Origin of the sequence: Streptomyces sp. NPDC093089 (assembly GCF_044754405.1) — a bacterium.
GTDB lineage: Bacteria > Actinomycetota > Actinomycetes > Streptomycetales > Streptomycetaceae > Streptomyces.
Genome location: NZ_JBIVPA010000005.1, coordinates 297389 through 314742 on the forward strand (window position 1 = coordinate 297389; position 17354 = coordinate 314742).

Annotated in this window: 14 protein-coding genes and 1 tRNA gene; 9 read left to right on the forward strand and 6 right to left on the reverse strand. The window is 72.3% G+C overall.

Features of this window, described 5'->3' with window-relative positions; all coding sequences use genetic code 11:
• Nucleotides 1–74 precede the first annotated feature (74 nt).
• Nucleotides 75–1946 carry a beta-galactosidase family protein gene (locus ACIQFX_RS14055; RefSeq protein ID WP_402462257.1) on the reverse strand — a complete coding sequence of 624 codons (1872 nt, stop codon included), beginning with the start codon at nucleotides 1944–1946 and terminating at the stop codon, nucleotides 75–77.
• 82 nt (nucleotides 1947–2028) lie between these two features.
• On the opposite strand from ACIQFX_RS14055, the gene ACIQFX_RS14060 reads away from it, so the two are divergent.
• The 6 genes from ACIQFX_RS14060 (at nucleotide 2029) to ACIQFX_RS14085 (ending at nucleotide 9966) form a co-directional block, all read left to right on the forward strand.
• Entirely contained in the window at nucleotides 2029–2916 is an 888-nt protein-coding gene (locus tag ACIQFX_RS14060) for an AraC family transcriptional regulator (protein ID WP_402462260.1), read from the forward strand.
• Between the two features lie 11 nt (nucleotides 2917–2927).
• Nucleotides 2928–3242 carry a chorismate mutase gene (locus tag ACIQFX_RS14065; protein ID WP_402462263.1) on the forward strand — a complete coding sequence of 105 codons (315 nt, stop codon included), beginning with the start codon at nucleotides 2928–2930 and terminating at the stop codon, nucleotides 3240–3242.
• Entirely contained in the window at nucleotides 3242–4228 is a 987-nt protein-coding gene (locus tag ACIQFX_RS14070; RefSeq protein ID WP_402462265.1) for an asparaginase, read from the forward strand. The genes ACIQFX_RS14065 and ACIQFX_RS14070 overlap by 1 nt, the downstream gene beginning before the upstream one ends.
• A gap of 91 nt (nucleotides 4229–4319) precedes the next feature.
• A complete protein-coding gene (pepN, locus tag ACIQFX_RS14075) occupies nucleotides 4320–6806 on the forward strand; it encodes an aminopeptidase N (protein WP_402462268.1) in 2487 nt (828 codons plus the stop codon).
• A 314-nt stretch (nucleotides 6807–7120) separates the two neighbouring features.
• Nucleotides 7121–8554: a pyridoxal phosphate-dependent decarboxylase family protein gene (locus ACIQFX_RS14080; RefSeq protein WP_402462271.1), complete on the forward strand. Its 1434-nt coding sequence runs from the start codon at nucleotides 7121–7123 to the stop codon at nucleotides 8552–8554.
• Complete coding sequence (locus tag ACIQFX_RS14085) at nucleotides 8551–9966, forward strand: lysine N(6)-hydroxylase/L-ornithine N(5)-oxygenase family protein (protein WP_402462274.1); 1416 nt, start codon at nucleotides 8551–8553, stop codon at nucleotides 9964–9966. The genes ACIQFX_RS14080 and ACIQFX_RS14085 overlap by 4 nt, the downstream gene beginning before the upstream one ends.
• A gap of 104 nt (nucleotides 9967–10070) precedes the next feature.
• Here the strand turns inward: ACIQFX_RS14085 and ACIQFX_RS14090 are convergent, their stop codons facing one another.
• From ACIQFX_RS14090 to ACIQFX_RS14100, 3 genes are all read right to left on the reverse strand, one after another.
• Nucleotides 10071–10478, reverse strand: a complete 408-nt coding sequence (locus ACIQFX_RS14090) for an SgcJ/EcaC family oxidoreductase (protein WP_402462278.1) — start codon at nucleotides 10476–10478, stop codon at nucleotides 10071–10073.
• A 6-nt stretch (nucleotides 10479–10484) separates the two neighbouring features.
• Complete coding sequence (locus ACIQFX_RS14095; RefSeq protein ID WP_402462281.1) at nucleotides 10485–11096, reverse strand: hypothetical protein; 612 nt, start codon at nucleotides 11094–11096, stop codon at nucleotides 10485–10487.
• 271 nt (nucleotides 11097–11367) lie between these two features.
• Nucleotides 11368–13176, reverse strand: a complete 1809-nt coding sequence (locus ACIQFX_RS14100) for a bifunctional metallophosphatase/5'-nucleotidase (RefSeq protein ID WP_402462284.1) — start codon at nucleotides 13174–13176, stop codon at nucleotides 11368–11370.
• Between the two features lie 158 nt (nucleotides 13177–13334).
• Between ACIQFX_RS14100 and ACIQFX_RS14105 the strand changes: the two genes are divergently transcribed.
• Nucleotides 13335–14018 (forward strand): SIMPL domain-containing protein, encoded by a 684-nt coding sequence (locus tag ACIQFX_RS14105; protein ID WP_402462287.1) that lies wholly within the window; start codon nucleotides 13335–13337, stop codon nucleotides 14016–14018.
• 145 nt (nucleotides 14019–14163) lie between these two features.
• Entirely contained in the window at nucleotides 14164–15591 is a 1428-nt protein-coding gene (gene pyk / locus ACIQFX_RS14110) for a pyruvate kinase (protein WP_402462290.1), read from the forward strand.
• A gap of 3 nt (nucleotides 15592–15594) precedes the next feature.
• Here the strand turns inward: pyk and ACIQFX_RS14115 are convergent, their stop codons facing one another.
• Both ACIQFX_RS14115 and ACIQFX_RS14120 read right to left on the reverse strand, forming a co-directional pair.
• On the reverse strand, nucleotides 15595–16371 hold the full coding sequence (locus tag ACIQFX_RS14115) for a transcriptional regulator (protein WP_402462293.1): 777 nt from the start codon (nucleotides 16369–16371) through the stop codon (nucleotides 15595–15597).
• A 109-nt stretch (nucleotides 16372–16480) separates the two neighbouring features.
• A tRNA-Leu gene (locus ACIQFX_RS14120) sits at nucleotides 16481–16553 on the reverse strand.
• Nucleotides 16554–16655: 102 nt separating this feature from the next.
• Here ACIQFX_RS14120 and ACIQFX_RS14125 point away from each other — a divergent pair.
• On the forward strand, nucleotides 16656–17315 hold the full coding sequence (locus ACIQFX_RS14125; RefSeq protein WP_402462296.1) for an ANTAR domain-containing response regulator: 660 nt from the start codon (nucleotides 16656–16658) through the stop codon (nucleotides 17313–17315).
• The last annotated feature ends 39 nt before the right edge of the window (nucleotides 17316–17354 follow it).

Consider the following 17354-nt stretch of genomic DNA (forward strand, 5'->3'; position numbering starts at 1 on the left):
CCCGGGGCCCTCCCCTTGCCGGGGGCGGATGTCCGGGAGCCCGGGCCCTGCGGCCTCGCGCCAGGAGCCCGCTCTCAGCCCAGCTTCTCCGAAGCCTCCGAAGCCTCCGAAGCCTCCGAGGCCTCCGAGACCTCTGAAGCCTCCGATATCTCTGAGGCATCCGAAGCCGCGCCCGTCCCCTCCGAAGCCGTGCCCGCCCCCACCCCCGCCAGTTCCACCGACCCCGCCGCCCCCTCCAGTTCCAGGACCCACACCTCGTTCGGGCCCTCGCGGAGGGCCGGGCCCGGCACGAAGAGGGCGTCCTGGGGGCCGACCGACCAGTGGCGGCCGAGGCAGAAGCCGTTCACCCAGACGAAGCCGCGGGTCGCGCCCGGCAGCCGGAGTTCGGCGTCGCCCGCGCCCGTGACCTCGATCGTCGCGCGGTAGAGGCCGGGGCCGGGGGCGGCGGGCACCTCGGCGAACGGCACCTTGTCGACCGCCGCCGGCTCGAAGGCGTCCAGCCGCAGGCCCCTGGCCCGTACGCCGTGGAGGTACTGCCGCTCGTGGAGGACGCCGCCCGTGATGCCCTTCGGCTCGGCGAGGCGGGGCCCGTAGTTGACCCGGCCGAGGGACTCCACCCACAGGTCCACGACGGCCGGACCCGCCACCGGCTCGGGCAGCCGCGCGTCCTCCGCGTCCAGGACGCCCGCGAGGACGCCGTCGACGTACACCGAGGCCCGGTCGCGCAGGCCCGTCACGCCCAGCGGATACGGCTGCCGTGGCCCCGGCACGGACACCCGGTAGCGGACCAGGCCCCGGTCGACGCCCAGCTCCTCGAAGCTCGGGGGCACCGGGGTCGCCGACTCCGCGCCGCCGAGCACCTCCAGGACGCCGTCCAGCGGCGCCCAGCCGGTGAAGGCGCCGCGCACCGGGGCCGCCAGCCGCGGCGGGGGCTCCGGCACCGCGGGCAGCGGCCCGTCCGCGTACGCGGCGAGCACCTCGCGGAAGAGCCGGTACTTCTCCGTCGGCCGACCGGCCTCGTCGACCGGCGCGTCGTAGTCGTACGAGGTCACCGTCGGCAGCAGTGCCCCGTCGTGCAGCTCACCGGCCCGGTTCGCGCCCGCCCAGCCCGCGAAGTTCGTCCCGCCGTGCGCCATGTACAGGTTGACCGAGGCCCCGCACTCCAGGATCTCCCGCAGGGCCGCCGCCGCGTCCGCCGCGTCCCGCACCGTGTGGTCCGTGCCCCAGTGGTCGAACCAGCCGCACCAGAACTCCATGCACATCAGCGGCCCCGACGGCTGGTGGCGCCGCAGCGCCGCGAAGCCCTCCCGCGCGCCCGAACCGAAGTTCGCCGTCGCGAGCACCCCCGGCACCGAGCCGCCCGTCAGCATGTGGTCCTCGGGCCCGTCCGAGGTGAACAGCGGCACCCGGACCCCGCAGTCGCGCAGCAGCCCCGCCAGCCACTCCAGATAACCCCGGTCGCTGCCGTAGCTCCCGTACTCGTTCTCCACCTGGACCAGGACCACCGGACCGCCCCGGTCGACCTGGCGCTCCACCACCTGCGGCAGCAGCCGCCGGAACCAGGCCTCCACGGGCGCCAGGAACTCCGGGTCGAGGGTCCGTACCCGCCGCCCGAGCGGCCCGGTCAGCCAGTGCGGCAGACCGCCGTTCTCCCACTCGGCGCAGATGTACGGCCCCGGGCGCACGATCGCCCGCATCCCGGCCCGCCGCACCGCGTCCAGGAACCGCCCGAGCGCGTCCACGTCCGCGTAGCGGCCGGGCTCCGGCTCGTGCAGGTTCCACGGGACGTACGTCTCGACGCAGTCGAGGCCCATCGCCCGCAGCATCCCGAGCCGGTGCTCCCAGTGCCCCTCGTGCACCCGGAAGTAGTGCAGCGCCCCCGAGAGCAGCCGCACCGGCCGCCCGTCGAGCAGAAAGTCCTCGTCACCCACAGCGAACGTGCTCATGGCCTCACCCTCACCCCCTGGCGGCGGGCCGGTCCATGGACAAAGATCGTCGCAGTTTGGACGTTAGGGAAGGGCCCGCGGCATGTACCACACCTGGATGCGCTACTTCACGCCCGGCCCCGTCCACCACCGGCTCGGCCTCGTCTGCCTGGGCGTCGGACTCCAGCACGGCGCCCTGCCCACCGTCGGCCCCCGCACCCTCGACCACCACGTCGCCGTCGTGGTCTCCGCGGGCGGCGGCTGGTACCGGGGCGCCGACGGCCGCCGCACCACCGTCACCGCCCCCGCGCTGCTCTGGCTCACCCCCGGAACCCCGCACCACTACGGCGCCGACCCCGGCACCGGCTGGGACGAGGCCTTCGTCGACTTCTCGGGACCCGCCACCGCCACCTACACCGAACTCGGCTACATCGAACCCGACCGGCCCGTCGTACCCCTTTCCGACGCCGCCCCCGCCCGCGCCGCCATCGCCCGCATCGCCCGCGCCGCCCGCCCCGGCAACCCCCTCCTGGAGGTCGAGACCGGCGCCGCCGTCCACGAACTCCTCGTCGCCCTGCGCCGCGCCCGCGCCGACACCAACGCCGACGGCGACCCCGTCCTCGCCGCCCTCGCCCGCGACGCCTTCCAGCCGCTCTCCGTCGCCGACCACGCCGCCCGGCACGGCATGACCCCCGCCGAGCTGCGCACCGCCGTCCGCCGCGCCGCCGGGTGCAGCCCCAAGGACTACCTGCTCACCGTCCGCCTCGGCCGCGCCAAGGAACTCCTCGCCGCCACCGAGCTGCCCGTCGCCGCCGTCGCCCGGCGCGTCGGCTACGACGACCCCGCCTACTTCTCGCGCCTCTTCACCCGCCGGGTCGGCACCGCGCCCGTCCGCTTCCGCGAGCAGCAGGGACGCTCCGTGCACGGCGGCTGGAGCGACCGCGTTCCGGATCCCGAACACCCGCCCACCATCCCGCCGAGATCCGTCTAAGCTCGCAGATCATGAGCGACACCAGCGAGATCGACCCGACCGTCACCGCCGAGCTGACCCGGCTGCGCGAGAGCATCGACAACATCGACGCGGCGGTCGTGCACATGCTCGCCGAGCGCTTCAAGTGCACCCAGCAGGTCGGCTTCCTCAAGGCCGAGCACCAGCTGCCGCCCGCCGACCCCGCCCGCGAGGCCCGCCAGATCGCCCGGCTGCGGGAACTCGCCGAGAGCGCCAAACTGGACCCGGCCTTCGCGGAGAAACTCCTCAACTTCATCATCGCCGAGGTCATCCGCCACCACGAGACGATTGCGGACGGAGCACGCTGATGGCCCGCGTCACGGTCTTCACCCTCGGAGGCACCATCTCCGCGCGAGGCGGTGACGCGGCCCGCATGACCGGCCAGGAGGTCCTGGCCGAACTGGGCGCGCCCGAGGACGTCGTCCTCCGCGACTTCCGCCGCGTGCCCAGCTCCTCCGTCACCCACGAGGACCTCGCCGCACTGGCGGAAGAGGTCCGCAAGGCCGTCGCCGACGGCTCCGGCGTGGTCGTCGTCCAGGGCACCGACACCCTGGAGGAGACCGCCTTCCTCCTCGACCTGCTCTGCACCACCGAACGGCCCATCGCCGTCACCGGCGCCATGCGCCGCCCCGACCTGCCCGGCGCCGACGGCCCCGCCAACCTCGCCGCCGCGCTCGCCGTCGCCGCCGACCCGGCCTGCCGGAACCTCGGCGTCCTCGTGGTCCTCGCCGACGAGATCCACGCCGCCCGCCTCGCCCGCAAGACCCACACCACCTCCGTCGCCACCTTCGCCTCGCCGGGCGCGGGGCCGATCGGCACCGTCGTCGAGGGCGAACCCCGCCTCCTGCTCCGCCCCGCCGCCCCCGCCGCCCCGTGCCCGCTGACGTTCGACCCGGCCGTACGGGTGGCCCTCGTGACGCTCTCCCAGGGCGACCGCGGCGAACTCCTCGAAGCCGTCGACCACCGCTTCCAGGGCCTCGTCGTCGCCGCCTTCGGCGCCGGCCACGCCCCCACCTGGCTCGTCGACCCGCTCGCCGAGCTCGCCCGCCGCATCCCGGTGGTCCTCGCCTCCCGTACGGGAGGCGGCGCGACCCTCTCGCACACCTACCGCGGCCCCGGCTCCGAGCACGACCTGCTGCACCACGGACTGATCCCGGCCGGCCCCCTCGACCCCGCCAAGGCCCGCATCCTGCTCCACGCCCTGCTCTCCAGCGGCGCCGCCGGCCCCACCGGCTACGACCGCCCGCGCATCACCGCCGCCTTCGCCCACCTCGACGGCTCGGGACTCGCCTGACCGCACACGCCGTCGCGCGACGGATTCGCCTGTGGGCGCAATAGCGCACCACCTCTGCCCGATGCCGAAGGCATCGGGCAGCATAGGGCCCATGTCCGTACTGACGCGCGACGAAGCGCAGACCCGTGCCCAGCTCCTCGACGTCCACCACTACCGGGTGGACCTCGACCTCACCACCGGCGACGAGACCTTCGGGTCACGGAGCCTCATCCGCTTCACGGCCCGCACCGCGGGGGACACCTTCGTCGAACTCAAGCCGGAGACCCTGCACTCCGCCGTCCTCGACGACACGCCGCTCGACATCGGCGCCCTCGACGGCAACCGGCTCCCGCTGAGCCTCACCGAGGGCGAGCACACCCTCCTCGTCACCACCACCATGCGGTACTCCCGCACCGGCGAGGGCATGCACCGCTTCAAGGACCCGACGGACGGCGAGTCGTACGTCTACACCCAGCTCTTCATGGAGGACGTCCAGCGCGTCTTCGCCGCCTTCGACCAGCCCGACCTGAAGGCCGTCTTCGAGCTGGCCGTCACCGCCCCCGAGGGCTGGACCGTCCTCTCCAACAGCGTCACCGAGCAGCAGTCCGACGGCACCTGGCTGGCCGCCCCCACCCCGCTGCTCTCCACCTACTTCGTCTGCGTCGCCGCCGGCCCCTGGCACAGCGTCCGCACCGAGCACGCCGGCCTGCCGTTCGGCATCCACTGCCGCCGCTCCCTCGCCGCCCACCTCGACGCCGACGCCGACGAGATCCTCGCCGTCACCAAGGCCTGCTACGACCGGTACCACGAGAAGTTCGACGAGCCCTACCCGTTCGACTCGTACGACCAGGCCTTCGTCCCCGAGTTCAACGCGGGCGCCATGGAGAACCCCGGACTCGTCACCTTCCGCGACGAGTTCGTCTTCCGCTCCGCCGTCACCGTCACCGAGCGGCAGACCCGCGCCATGGTCATCGCCCACGAGATGGCCCACATGTGGTTCGGCGACCTCGTCACCCTGCGCTGGTGGGACGACATCTGGCTGAACGAGTCCTTCGCCGAGTACATGGGCTTCCAGACCGTCAACGAGGCCTGCTCCGACCTCTTCCCCGACACCTGGGTCGACTTCGGCATCGCCCGCAAGGCCTGGGGCTACGAGGCCGACCAGCGGCCCTCCACCCACCCCGTCGCCCCCGACCCGGAGGCCGTCCCCGACACCGCCTCCGCCCTCCTCAACTTCGACGGCATCTCCTACGCCAAGGGCGCCTCCGCCCTCCGCCAGCTCGTCAGCTGGCTCGGCGAGAAGGACTTCCTCGCCGGCATCAACATCCACTTCAAGCGCCACAAGTTCGGCAACGCCACCCTCGCCGACTTCATCGACAACCTCGCCGCAGCCACCGACCGCGACGTCCACGGCTGGGCCGACCAGTGGCTCCGCACCACCGGCGTCGACACCCTCACCCCCCGCCTCGACGGCGAGGGCACCAGCTGGCGGCTCACCGTCGACCGCGAGGGCAGCCGCCCGCACCGGATCTCCGTCGGCGTCTACGACCGGGACCCCTCCGGCGCCCTCGAACTGCGCGAGCGCCGCGAGGTCGACGTGCCGCAGGAGGCGCCCGCCGAACTGTCCGGCCCGCGCCCGGCCCTCGTCGTCCTCAACGACGAGGACCTCACCTACACCAAGCTCCGCTTCGACGAGGTGTCCCGGGAGACGGCCCTGCGCGACCTCTCCCGCATCCCGGACGCGCTGACCCGCGCCGTGGTCTGGAACGCCCTGCGCGACATGGTCCGCGACGGCGACCTCGCCCCCGCCGCGTACCTGGACACCGCCGTCGCGCACCTGCCCGAGGAGACCGAACTCGCGCTCCTCCAGGGCGTCCTCGGCTTCGCCCGCACCCAGATCGCCGACCGGTACGTGTCCGAGGACGAGCGCCCCGCCGCCCTCGCGAAGATCGGCGAGATCGCCCGCGCCCTGCTGCGCCGCACCGAGGACGGCGAGGCCCCCGGCCTGCGCCTCACCGCCGTGCGCGCCTGCATCGACAGCGCCACCACCCCCGACAAGATCGCCTCCTGGCTCGACGAGGGCACCGTCCACGGCGGCCCCGAACTCGACCCCGAGCTGCGCTGGCGCATCCTCGCCCGCCTCGCCGTCCTCGGCGCCACCGACGAGACCGTCATCGCCGCCGAACTGGAGCGCGACCCCAGCGCCACCGGCGAGGAAGGCGCCGCCCGCTGCCGCGCCGCCCTCCCGGACCCGGCCGCCAAGGCCGCGGCCTGGTCGGCCCTCTTCGACTCCGACGACCTGTCCAACTACCTGTTCACGGCCACCGCGCAGGGCTTCTGGCAGCCCGAGCAGGCCGAGCTCGTCCGCGCGTACGTGCCGCGCTTCTACGCCGACGCCACCGCCCTCGGCGCCCGTCGCGGCCCCGCCATGGCCGAGGCGGCCGGCCGCTACGCCTTCCCGTTCCACGCGGTCGACGCGGAATCGCTGGCCCTCGGCGAGTCCCACCTCGACGACGACGCCGTGATCCCCGCCCTGCACCGCAAGCTCGTCGACCAGCTCGACGACCTGCGCCGCGCACTGGCGGTCCGCACCGCCTGAGGCCGCCCCACCCCCGGCGCACGACACGAAGCCGTGCGCCGGGGCCGGCGCACGAGCACCCGCGGAAGCCCACGAGCCCCACGCAGGCCCGCGAGCCCCACGCAGGCCCGCGAGCCCTACGGCAGCCCTGCGGGCCCTGCGCATGCCCGCAAGCCCCACGCATGCCCGCAAGCCCCCCGGAGGCCCGCGAGCCCCACGGCAGCCCCCCGAGTCCGGCCTGATCGGCAAGGCGCCCCCGGGCCCTTGTCCCCCGTTCGGGTCACAAGTGCCGACTCCCCGGACAGGGCGCGGCGGGGCCCGCCACCCTGTCGTCCATGTGTGCCGCACTCCCACCCCTCGCCGGAGGCACCTCCGGCGCCGAGGCCCTCCGGCCTCTGCTGGACACCGTCCTCGACGCCCTCCGGGAGGGCGCGCAGGCCAGGGGCGGACCCCTGCCGGCCGGAGGACCGGCGGCCGTGGCGGCGCGGACGGCATCGCTCGGAGCCGTACTCCCCGAGACCGGCACCGGTGCGCACGAAGCCCTCCGCACCCTCGTCCGCGCCGTCGCGGAAGGCGCGGCCGACCCCGCACACCCGCTCTGCGCCGCCCATCTGCACACCCCGCCGCTCGCCCTCGCCGCCGCCGCCGACCTGGCGGCGTCCGCGCTGAACCCCTCGATGGACTCCTGGGACCAGGCGCCGGCGGCCTCCGCCCTGGAGGAGCGGCTCACGGCGGCGCTGGCGGCCGAGGTGTACCCGGCGGGCGACCGTCCCGACGCGCTCGTGACCACCGGCGGCACGGAGTCCAACCAACTCGCCCTGCTCCTGGCCCGGGAGCGGCACGGCCCGGCGGTCCGCACCGTCGTCGGGGCCAACGCCCACCACTCCTTCCACCGCGCCGCCTGGCTCCTCGGCCTGCCCGAACCGGTCACCGTGCCCACCCCGGGCGGCACGCTGGAGCCCGCCGCCCTCGCCGAGGCCCTCACCCGCACCCGCGGCCCCGTCCTCGTCGCCGCCACCGCCGGCACCACCGACGCGGGACTCGTCGACCCGATCGCCGCCCTCGCGGACGTGTGCACGGCACACGGCGCCGAATTCCACGTCGACGCCGCCTACGGAGGCCCCGTCCTCTTCAGCCGGACGCACCGCCACCTCCTGGACGGCCTCGACCGGGCCCGGACGGTCACCGTCGACCTGCACAAACTCGGCTGGCAGCCGGCCGCCGCGGGGCTCCTCGCCGTACGGGACGCGGACGACCTGGCCGTACTCGGCCACACCGCCGACTACCTCAACGCCGACGACGACACGGAGGCGGGCCTCCCCGACCTCCTCGGCCGCTCGCTGCGCACCACCCGCCGCCCCGACGTCCTGAAGGCCGCCGTGACGCTCCGCGCGCTCGGCCGCGAAGGCCTCGGCGCGCTCGTCGACGCCTGCATGGCGCGCGCCCAGGACCTCGCCGACCTCGTGGAGAAGGCCCCGGGCCTGGAGCTCCGCGCCCGCCCGACCCTCACCACGGTCCTGTTCCGGCCGCTCACCGCCGCCGAACGCGCGGACGGCGGCGTCCCCGCCGAAGCGGCCGGCGCCGCCCCCTCCGCCGACGAGGAGCCCGCCGCGATCCGCCGCACCCTGCTCGCCGGGGGCCACGCCGTCCTCGGCCGCGCCGCGGCGGACGGCCGCCTCTGGCTGAAGGCCACCCTGCTCAACCCCCACGCCACCCCCGGCGACCTGGCACAGCTCATCACCCTCGTGGAAGGCAGCACGCACCGATGACCGGCAGCACCCCTCAGCAGGACCTCGACCAGCCCCACGACCTGGTGGGCGTCGGCATCGGCCCCTTCAACCTCTCGCTCGCCGCCCTCGCCCACGGCGTGCCCGGCGGCCTCGCCACCACCTTCTACGAGCAGCGCCCCGCCTTCCAGTGGCACCCCGGACTCCTCATCGAGGCCTCCACCCTCCAGGTCCCGTTCCTCGCGGACCTGGTGACCCTCGCCGACCCGGCGAGCCCCTGGACGTTCCTCAACTACCTGAAGAACCGCGAGCGCCTCTTCCCCTTCTACTTCGCCGAGAAGTTCCACATCCAGCGCGCCGAGTACGACGCCTACTGCCGCTGGGTCAGCGAACGGCTCCCCGGCCTGCACTTCGGCCACCAGGTCGACTCGGTCCGCTGGAACCCCGAGCGGCGCCTGTTCGAGGTCGACTTCACGCAGGTCGACCCGGAGGGCGAGGCCGAGGCCCTGGGCCGCGCGTACACCCGGAACGTCGTCCTGGGCGTCGGCACCGAGCCGTACGTCCCCGAGCCGCTCAAGCCGCTCGCCGACGCCCCCGGCGTCCCCGTCTTCCACTCCGCCGACTACCTGGCGCACCGCGAGACGCTCCTCGCCGCCGGGCACGTCACCGTCATCGGCTCGGGGCAGTCCGGCGCCGAGGTCTTCCTCGACCTGCTGCGGGCCCGTCCCGCCGGAGCCGAGCGGATCCACTGGCTGGCCCGTACCGAGGCCTTCGCCCCGATGGAGTACTCCAAGCTCGGCCTGGAGCACTTCACCCCCGACTACACCCGCTACTTCCACGCGCTGCCCGAGCCGGTGCGCGGCGACCTCGTGCCCCGGCAGTGGCAGTTGCACAAGGGCATCGACGCCGACACCATCGCCGCCATCCACGACGAGCTGTACCGCCGCACCCTGCACGGCGGCTGGCCCGACGCGGTGCTCACCCCCGGCGTCCGGGTCCGTACGGCGGGCCGGGTCGCCACCACCCAGGTCGAACTCCACCTGGAGCACCTCCAGCAGGGCACCCGCTCCCGGCTCACCACCGACGCCGTCGTCCTCGCCACCGGCTACCGGGAGCGCCCGGTGGACCGGATGCTCGCCGGCCTCGACCCGTACCTGCGCCACGACTCCGCGGGGCGCGCCCGCGTCGACGAGCGGTACCGGCTGGTCCTCGACCCCTCCGTGACCGGTTCTGTCTTCGTCCAGAACGCCGAGAAGCACACCCACGGCGTCGGCGCCCCGGACCTGGGCCTCGCGGCCTGGCGCAGCGCGACCATCCTGAACGCGGTCAGCGGCAAGGAACCGTACCCGCTGCCGCGTCGCACCGCCTTCACGAGCTTCGGCCTGGAGACGCGGGAGGCGCCGGTCATTCCGGCCCAGGAACGGAAGCTGACGCCCCTCACCCAGAACGTGTGACGGGGGGAGGCGCGGGTCCGGCCGGGCGGCGGACCTCCGTGCCGGACCGCGAGGGCGCCCCGGTGCGCCGACCGGCCGCTGCCGGGGCGCCCTCCGCCGTCATCTCATCGGGGGGCGGCCGGAATCATGTTGTGGAAGGCGATGATCCGCCAGACGGGGCCGTCACCGCCGTCGGTCCGCTCGACGACGGCCAGGGCGTGCGTGGTGGCGAGCACCGCTTCGTCGGGGCCGAGGATCGTGGACTCGGCCTCGACGGTCGCCACGTCGGGGCGCAGGTACCGGATGGCGCGGATCCGGGCGTCGAGGAGGGTCTTCGCGTACGACGTCCGGAAGAGCCGGTCGTGACCGGCCTCGATGCCCGCGCGGCCGGCCGGCTTGTCCCCCCGTACGGTGGTGAAGTCGCAGTCCTCGGCGAAACCCGTCGCGAAGAGCGCGGCGTCGCCGGCCGCCCAGCCGCGGGTCATGTCGGCCCACAGGGCCCGGATGCGGGAGTCGTCGTGCTGTGTGGTCACGGCAGGTCACATCCCCACGGGGGTTCGGGTGCGGACGCGCAGCGGGATCTCGCTGCACGGGCCACCCGCCGTCGGCGGGGCCCAGGCGGCGAGGGCGTGGTAGAAGGCGTCGCCGCGGCGTTCGAGGTAGCAGATGATGTTGATCGGCCACGCGGTGTTGCCGAAGAGGTACTCGTCCATGGGCGTCGGCTGCTCGCTGAGAAGGCAGGCCCGCTCGTCCGGCGGCCCCAACCGGTGCCAGTCGGGGTGCATGTGGAGGGAACCGAGCAGGTCGAGTCCGAGGGCGTCGGCCTCCTTCGAGATCTTGAGCAGATCGGAGGAGTCGACCCACCAGCCCCGGTGCTCGTTCTCGTAGGCGGACCCGAATCGGGGCACGATCGCGTCGCTGAACTCCGTGCGGGCCGCCGGGTCGGAGGCGCGTGCGTTCCGGCCGAAGGCGACGTGCTCGACGTTCAGCGTGGCGTCCTCGGCGCTGCCGAGGAGGAGCGCGAAGCAGGGAAGGGGAGCCTCGGGAGTGATCAGCTGGTACTGGCCCACGGCGACGGTGAGGAATTCGTCGAGGGCCTGGTGACACATCAGGACGGTCGGCTCGCTGCGGCATTCGTCCGGTTCGGACACGGTGGGGTTGTCTCCGTTCCTCGCTGAGTGAAGTCCGTTCAAAGGCGAGTCGGAGCGTACGAATCCCGGGTCTCTACCCGGTCTTGGTTGAATCCCGCACGGCTTGGGTCAGAAGGGGCACCTCGGGGAATGTCATGATCTTTCCGGTCAAGGGAGGGCCGTGACGTGCCGGAACGGCTCCTGCCCCGGTGACGGGTCCGCGCGGGGGACCGCGTCGCCGGACGGGCGGTCCCCCTCGACGACGCGCGCGGACCCGCCACCGGGCGGGCCGCTAGAACACCGGCACGCCGTCCCGGGTCAGCTTCCAGTCCACCGAGGCGAAGCCGCCCGGGTCGACCGTCCCCTTCGCCTTCACCCACTGGATGATGGTGTTGCGGATCTCGTCCGAGTTGGCCCACAGCTGCTGGGCGCCCGCGACGTGCGGGAACGCGCCGCCGCCGCTCGCCCGGTAGTTGTTGACGGCGAGGACGAACTTCGCCGCCGGGTCGAGCGGCTCGCCCTCGAAGGACAGGCCGGTGATCCGCTGCCCGGCGGGCTTCGCGATGTCGATCTCGTACGTCAGGCCGGACACGGCGTCGTAGTTGTAGTCCGGCGTCCCGCCCGCATTGGTCAGGGCCGCGGTGTCCACGGGCGCGCCCGGCGCGGTCTGGACGTAGTACTTCGCCGAGTACTCCAGGTAGTCCTTCAACTGGGCGCCCGTCAGGAGACGGGCCTCCAGCGTGTTCTCGAAGGGGTAGAGGCCGGCCGCGTCCTTGATGCTGATCTGCCCCGCCGGGATCCGGGCCGTACGGGAGAAGCAGGAGGCCTGCGAGAGGACCGGGAGGCCCGCGTACGCGCCGCCGGCGAGGGCCGCCTTCACCGTGTCGGCCTGGACGACGTTGATCAGGTCGATGATCGGCTCGTCCTTCCACGGCGCGTCGGCCGTGGTCATCACCGCGGTGGAGGTGCCGATGACCTGGTTGACGTACGCGACGACCTTCTTGTGCTCGTCCGCGAGCAGCCCGGTGATCTCCGGGTCCTCCGCCACCGTGTTGGAGTTCAGGACCTGCGCGGCGACCTTCTCGACGGTCCAGCGGCCCTTCTCCCACACCAGGTCGAAGTCGAAGAGGGTGAGGCGCTGCCCCCACTTCAGCGGCTCGGAGAGGACGACCTCCTTGCCGGTCTGCTTGTTCGCGATCCGGTACTCGGGGATCTCGGTGTGCGCGTGGCCGACGAGGATGGCGTCGATGCCGGGGACCTGCTCGGCGACGAGCCCGGCCGCGTTCTCGACGTGCGGGAGCTGGTCACCGTACGAGGAGGTGCCGCTGGAGCCGGAGTGGGCCGAGACGACGACCACGTCGGCGCCCATCGAGCGGAGCTTCGGCACCCACTTCGCGGCCTGCTCCTCAAGGCCCGGGAAGACCATCCTGCCGGTGACGTTCGCCTTGTCCCAGATGGCGATGCCCGGGTTGGTCAGGCCCAGCACCGCGACCTTGACGTCCCTGCCGTGCGGGGTCCGCAGGCAGTGCATGCTGTACGGGGCGAAGGCCGGGCGCAGGGTCTTCGCGTCGAGCGCGTTGGCACCGAGCAGCGGGAAGTCGCACTGCTCCTCGAACTTCCGCAGCACCGGGATGCCGTAGTTGAACTCGTGGTTGCCGAGCGCGGCGGCGTCGTAGCCGATGGCGTTCATGGCCTGGGCCATGGGGTGGACCGGGCCGCCGGTCTGGGTGATCGGGTCGACCTTGGCGTAGTAGTAGGACAGCTGGGTGCCCTGGATGGTGTCGCCGGCGTCGATGAGGAGGGTGTTGCGGCGGCCCTTGGCGGCACGGACCTGCTCGACGAGGGTGGAGATCTTGGCGAGGCCGACGTCGTTGTGGGCCTTGTCGTCGAACTCCCTGTCCGTGAAGTAGTCCCAGTTGAAGACGTTGCCGTGCAGGTCGGTGGTGCCCATCACGGTGAAGGAGTACCGCTTCTGCGGACGTGGGCGCCCCGCGGCGGCGGCCTCGGCGGCCTCGGCGGGCACTGCGGCGGCCCCGGCGACGGCCACTCCGGCCCCGACGGCGGCCGAGCGCTCCAGGAACGTCCTGCGGTTCAGCGGCATGTGTGTCTCCCCTTTGGTTCTGTGGCGCCCGCACCCGAACGTGGTGCACAACGCGCGTAGATTCTGGCCCAGACCTTCACGCCGACAACAGGCCTTTCGGGTTACGGAGTGGGAAAGTGTTCGACGGACGATCGTCGTCGAACACGGAGGATCAGGACGTGACACAGGAACACGCCACCCCGGAAGCCCCCCAGGTGACGGTGCGCGGCGAGGGCCGCCTGGAGGTCGAGCCGGAGCTCGCCCGGATCTGGCTGACGGTCTCCGCGCGCGGCGCGGACCGCGCGGAGACGCTCACCGACCTCACCCGCCGCAACACCCGCGTGCTCGACCTGGTCAAGGCACTCGGCGACGCGGTCGAGAAACTGGAGACCGGCAGCTTCTCCCTCGCACCCGAGCTGACCAGGAAGGGACGCGGAGAACGGGTCCACGCCTATACGGGCCGGGTGCGGGTGACCGCCGAACTGACCGACTTCACCGCGCTCGGCGAACTGGTGACCCGACTCGCCGATCTGGAGATGACCAGCGTCGAGGGCCCGTGGTGGGACCTGCGACCCACCTCCCCGGCGTACGCGGAGGCCCGCCGACTCGCGGTCGAGGAAGCGGTCCAGCGGGCACGCGCCTACGCGGCCGCGCTCGGCACCTCCCTCGCCTCACTCCTCGAACTGTCGGACGCGGGTCTCGCCCAGCCGCCGATGCCGAGGCGCGCCGGCTTCGCCGGGTCGGCCGTGGCCTACGCGGCGGAAGCGGTCGGCGAGACCCCGGCGCTCGACCTCGAACCGCAGCGGCAGACGGTCACCGCCGAGGTCGTGGCGCGCTTCACGATGCGCCCGCCCGCACTCTGAGACGTTCGCCCCCGAGGGGGGAAATCGCTCATCGGAGCACCCCTGCGCACAGATTCAAGACTTGTCAACAACCTTTCATGGAAAGGTTGTTGAGTAGTCATGCCCAGCCAACTTCCTACTGATGGGTAGGCCCTAGGCTCGCCTCATGCGCCGAGCGAAAATCGTTTGTACCCTTGGGCCCGCCACCGAAACATACGACCAGATCAAGGCGTTGGTCGAGGCCGGAATGGACGTAGCCCGCTTCAACCTCAGCCACGGCGGCTACGCCGAGCACGAGGAGCGCTACCAGCGCGTCCGCAAAGCCGCCGACGAGACCGGCCGCAGCGTCGGCGTCCTCGCCGACCTTCAAGGCCCGAAGATCCGCCTCGGCCGCTTCCGCGAAGGCCCCGTACTCCTTGAACGCGGCGACGAGTTCACCATCACCGTCGAACCGACCGAAGGCGACCGCCACTCCTGCGGCACGACCTACCCCGGCCTCGCCGACGACGTGACCACCGGCGAGCGCATCCTCGTCGACGACGGCCGCGTCACCCTCGAGGTCACCTCCGTCGAAGGCCCCCGGGTGAACACCCGGGTCGTCGAAGGCGGCATGGTCTCCGACCACAAGGGCCTCAACCTGCCGGGCGTCGCCGTCTCCGTCCCCGCGCTCTCCGAAAAGGACATCGAGGACCTCCGCTGGGCGCTGCGCATCGGCGCCGACGTCATCGCCCTCTCCTTCGTCCGCAGCGCCCGGGACATCGAGGACGTCCACCGGATCATGGACGAGGAAGGCCGCCGCCTCCCCGTCATCGCCAAGATCGAGAAGCCCCAGGCCGTCGAGAACATCGACGAGATCGTCGCCGCCTTCGACGGCATCATGGTCGCCCGCGGCGACCTGGGCGTCGAAATGCCCCTGGAACAGGTGCCGATCGTCCAGAAGCGCGCGGTCAAACTGGCCAAGCGCAACGCCAAGCCGGTCATCGTCGCCACCCAGATGCTCGACTCCATGATCGACAACTCCCGGCCCACCCGCGCCGAGGCGAGCGACGTGGCCAACGCCGTCATCGACGGCACCGACGCCGTCATGCTCTCCGGCGAGACCAGCGTCGGCCGCTACCCCATCGAGACCGTCCGCACCATGAGCCGCATCGTCGAGGCCGCGGAAGAAGACGTCCTCGCCAAGGGCCTCCCACCCCTGACCGAGCGGAACAAGCCCCGCACCCAGGGCGGCGCCGTCGCCCGCGCGGCCGCCGAGATGGGCGACTTCCTCGGCGCCAAGTTCCTCGTCGCCTTCACCCAGTCCGGCGACACGGTCAGGCGGCTCTCCCGCTACCGCTCGCCGATCCCCCTGCTCGCCTTCACCCCGGACCCCGCCACCCGCTCCCAGCTCAACCTCACCTGGGGCGTCGAGACCTTCCTCGGCCCGCACGTCGACTCCACGGACGCGATGGTGGCCCAGGTCGACGAGGAGCTCCTCCGCATCGGCCGCTGCCGGAAGGGCGACATCGTGGTCATCACGGCCGGTTCCCCGCCGGGTGTCGCCGGCTCGACGAACCTCGTCCGGGTCCACCACATCGGCGATCCGCTGACGTAGGGGTCAGTGCTTGGGGCCGACGTACTGGTCCATGAGCGCGACGGACGCCTTGCGGGCGACGGAGATGTTCTGTGCGGTGCGCGACTGCTTCGCGGACTTCCACTCGACGCCCACGCGGTCGAGGGCGTCGGTGAAGAGCCCGATGATGTCGGCGGATGAGTTGGTGAAGAAGTAGCGGGGGTACTCGTACCGCTTCCGCTCGCCGCCGATGAGTCGGGTCGTCCAGTTCGTGATCCGGCTCCCGTCGGAGTGGACGAGGCCTCGAATGAAGTCCCAAGGGTGCGTCTCGACGATTTCCTGTTGCCACGGTTGGAGGGCGATGTGCCGCTCGTGCTTCTTGCCGGGCCCGTGCTGCGGGAAGAGGCATTCGAGGTGCTTGGAGTAGATCTTGAGATCATGACACCCGGCCTTCTTGACCCAGCAGATCGAGTTGTCCGGAAACACCGCGCGTAAGGACGCCTGGGCCTCCTGCTGCACGCCGGGCCAGGCGTCGTCGAGCGTGATTCTCAGGCTTGGAACACGGTGTTGCTGGGGCTGACTGATGTATCCGTCGCCGAGATAGAGCCCGAGGAGGTAGGCGTACGCATCCACCATCTCAGGCGGGCCCGGCAGTGAACGGCACCGTACACAGGGTGCGCGGAGTCGGGAGCAAGGTTCGAGACGCCCTTGCCAACTGCGGATCGCAGCTCGGGAGATTCCTGTCGCTTTGCTGACGGAATTGAGACTCCGGCCCTGGGCGACGAGTGACAGTGCCCGCTTGCGCGTTTCGACGTCGTACATGCGGTCGAGCGTGGCTGCTTCGCTCCAGCCGCACGGCGAAGATGATCAGGCTTCACGCGTGTGGGTGACGATCACTCAGTACTGCGCTACCTGGGAATTAAAGGTAAAGTGCCCCGGGTGGGATTCGAACCCACGCTGTCGGTGGTTTGAGCACCGTGTCTCTTCCGCTGGACTACCGAGGCTTCCTTCGAAGTGAAGGTTGGCGGCTACCCGCTGTGCCCCCAGCCTATCGTAGCTAGGTAGGCTCGTGGCGAGCAGTACCCCACCCCGTACCAAGGAGTACCGTGACCGCCCCCGAGTCGCCCCAGCCCGCCGACGACGCCGAGGCGTCGCACGTTCCGCCGCTGACGACCCGCGTCGTCATCGCCGAGGACGAGGCCCTCATCCGCCTCGACCTCAAAGAGATGCTGGAAGAAGAGGGCTACACGGTCGTGGGCGAGGCCGGAGACGGCCAGACCGCCGTCGAACTCGCCCGCGAGCACCGCCCCGACCTCGTCATCCTCGACGTGAAGATGCCCGTCCTGGACGGCATCTCGGCCGCCGAGAAGATCGCCGGCGAGTCCATCGCCCCGGTGCTCATGCTGACCGCCTTCTCGCAGCGGGAGCTCGTCGAGCGGGCACGGGACGCGGGCGCCATGGCGTACCTGGTGAAGCCGTTCAGCAAGAGCGACGTGGTGCCGGCCATCGAGATGGCCGTCTCCCGCTTCGCCGAGCTGCGCGCCCTGGAGAAGGAGGTCGCCGACCTCTCCCAGCGCCTGGAGACCCGCAAGCTCGTGGACCGCGCCAAGTCGGTGCTGCAGACGCAGTACGGGCTGACGGAGCCGGCCGCGTTCCGCTGGATCCAGAAGACCTCGATGGACCGCCGCATGTCGATGCAGCAGGTCGCCGAGGCCGTCATCGAGGACGCCGAGGAGAAGAAGGCGGCCCGGGAGCAGCAGCAGTAGTCCCGCCGTACACCACCTCGTACCAACGAGAGCCCGGTG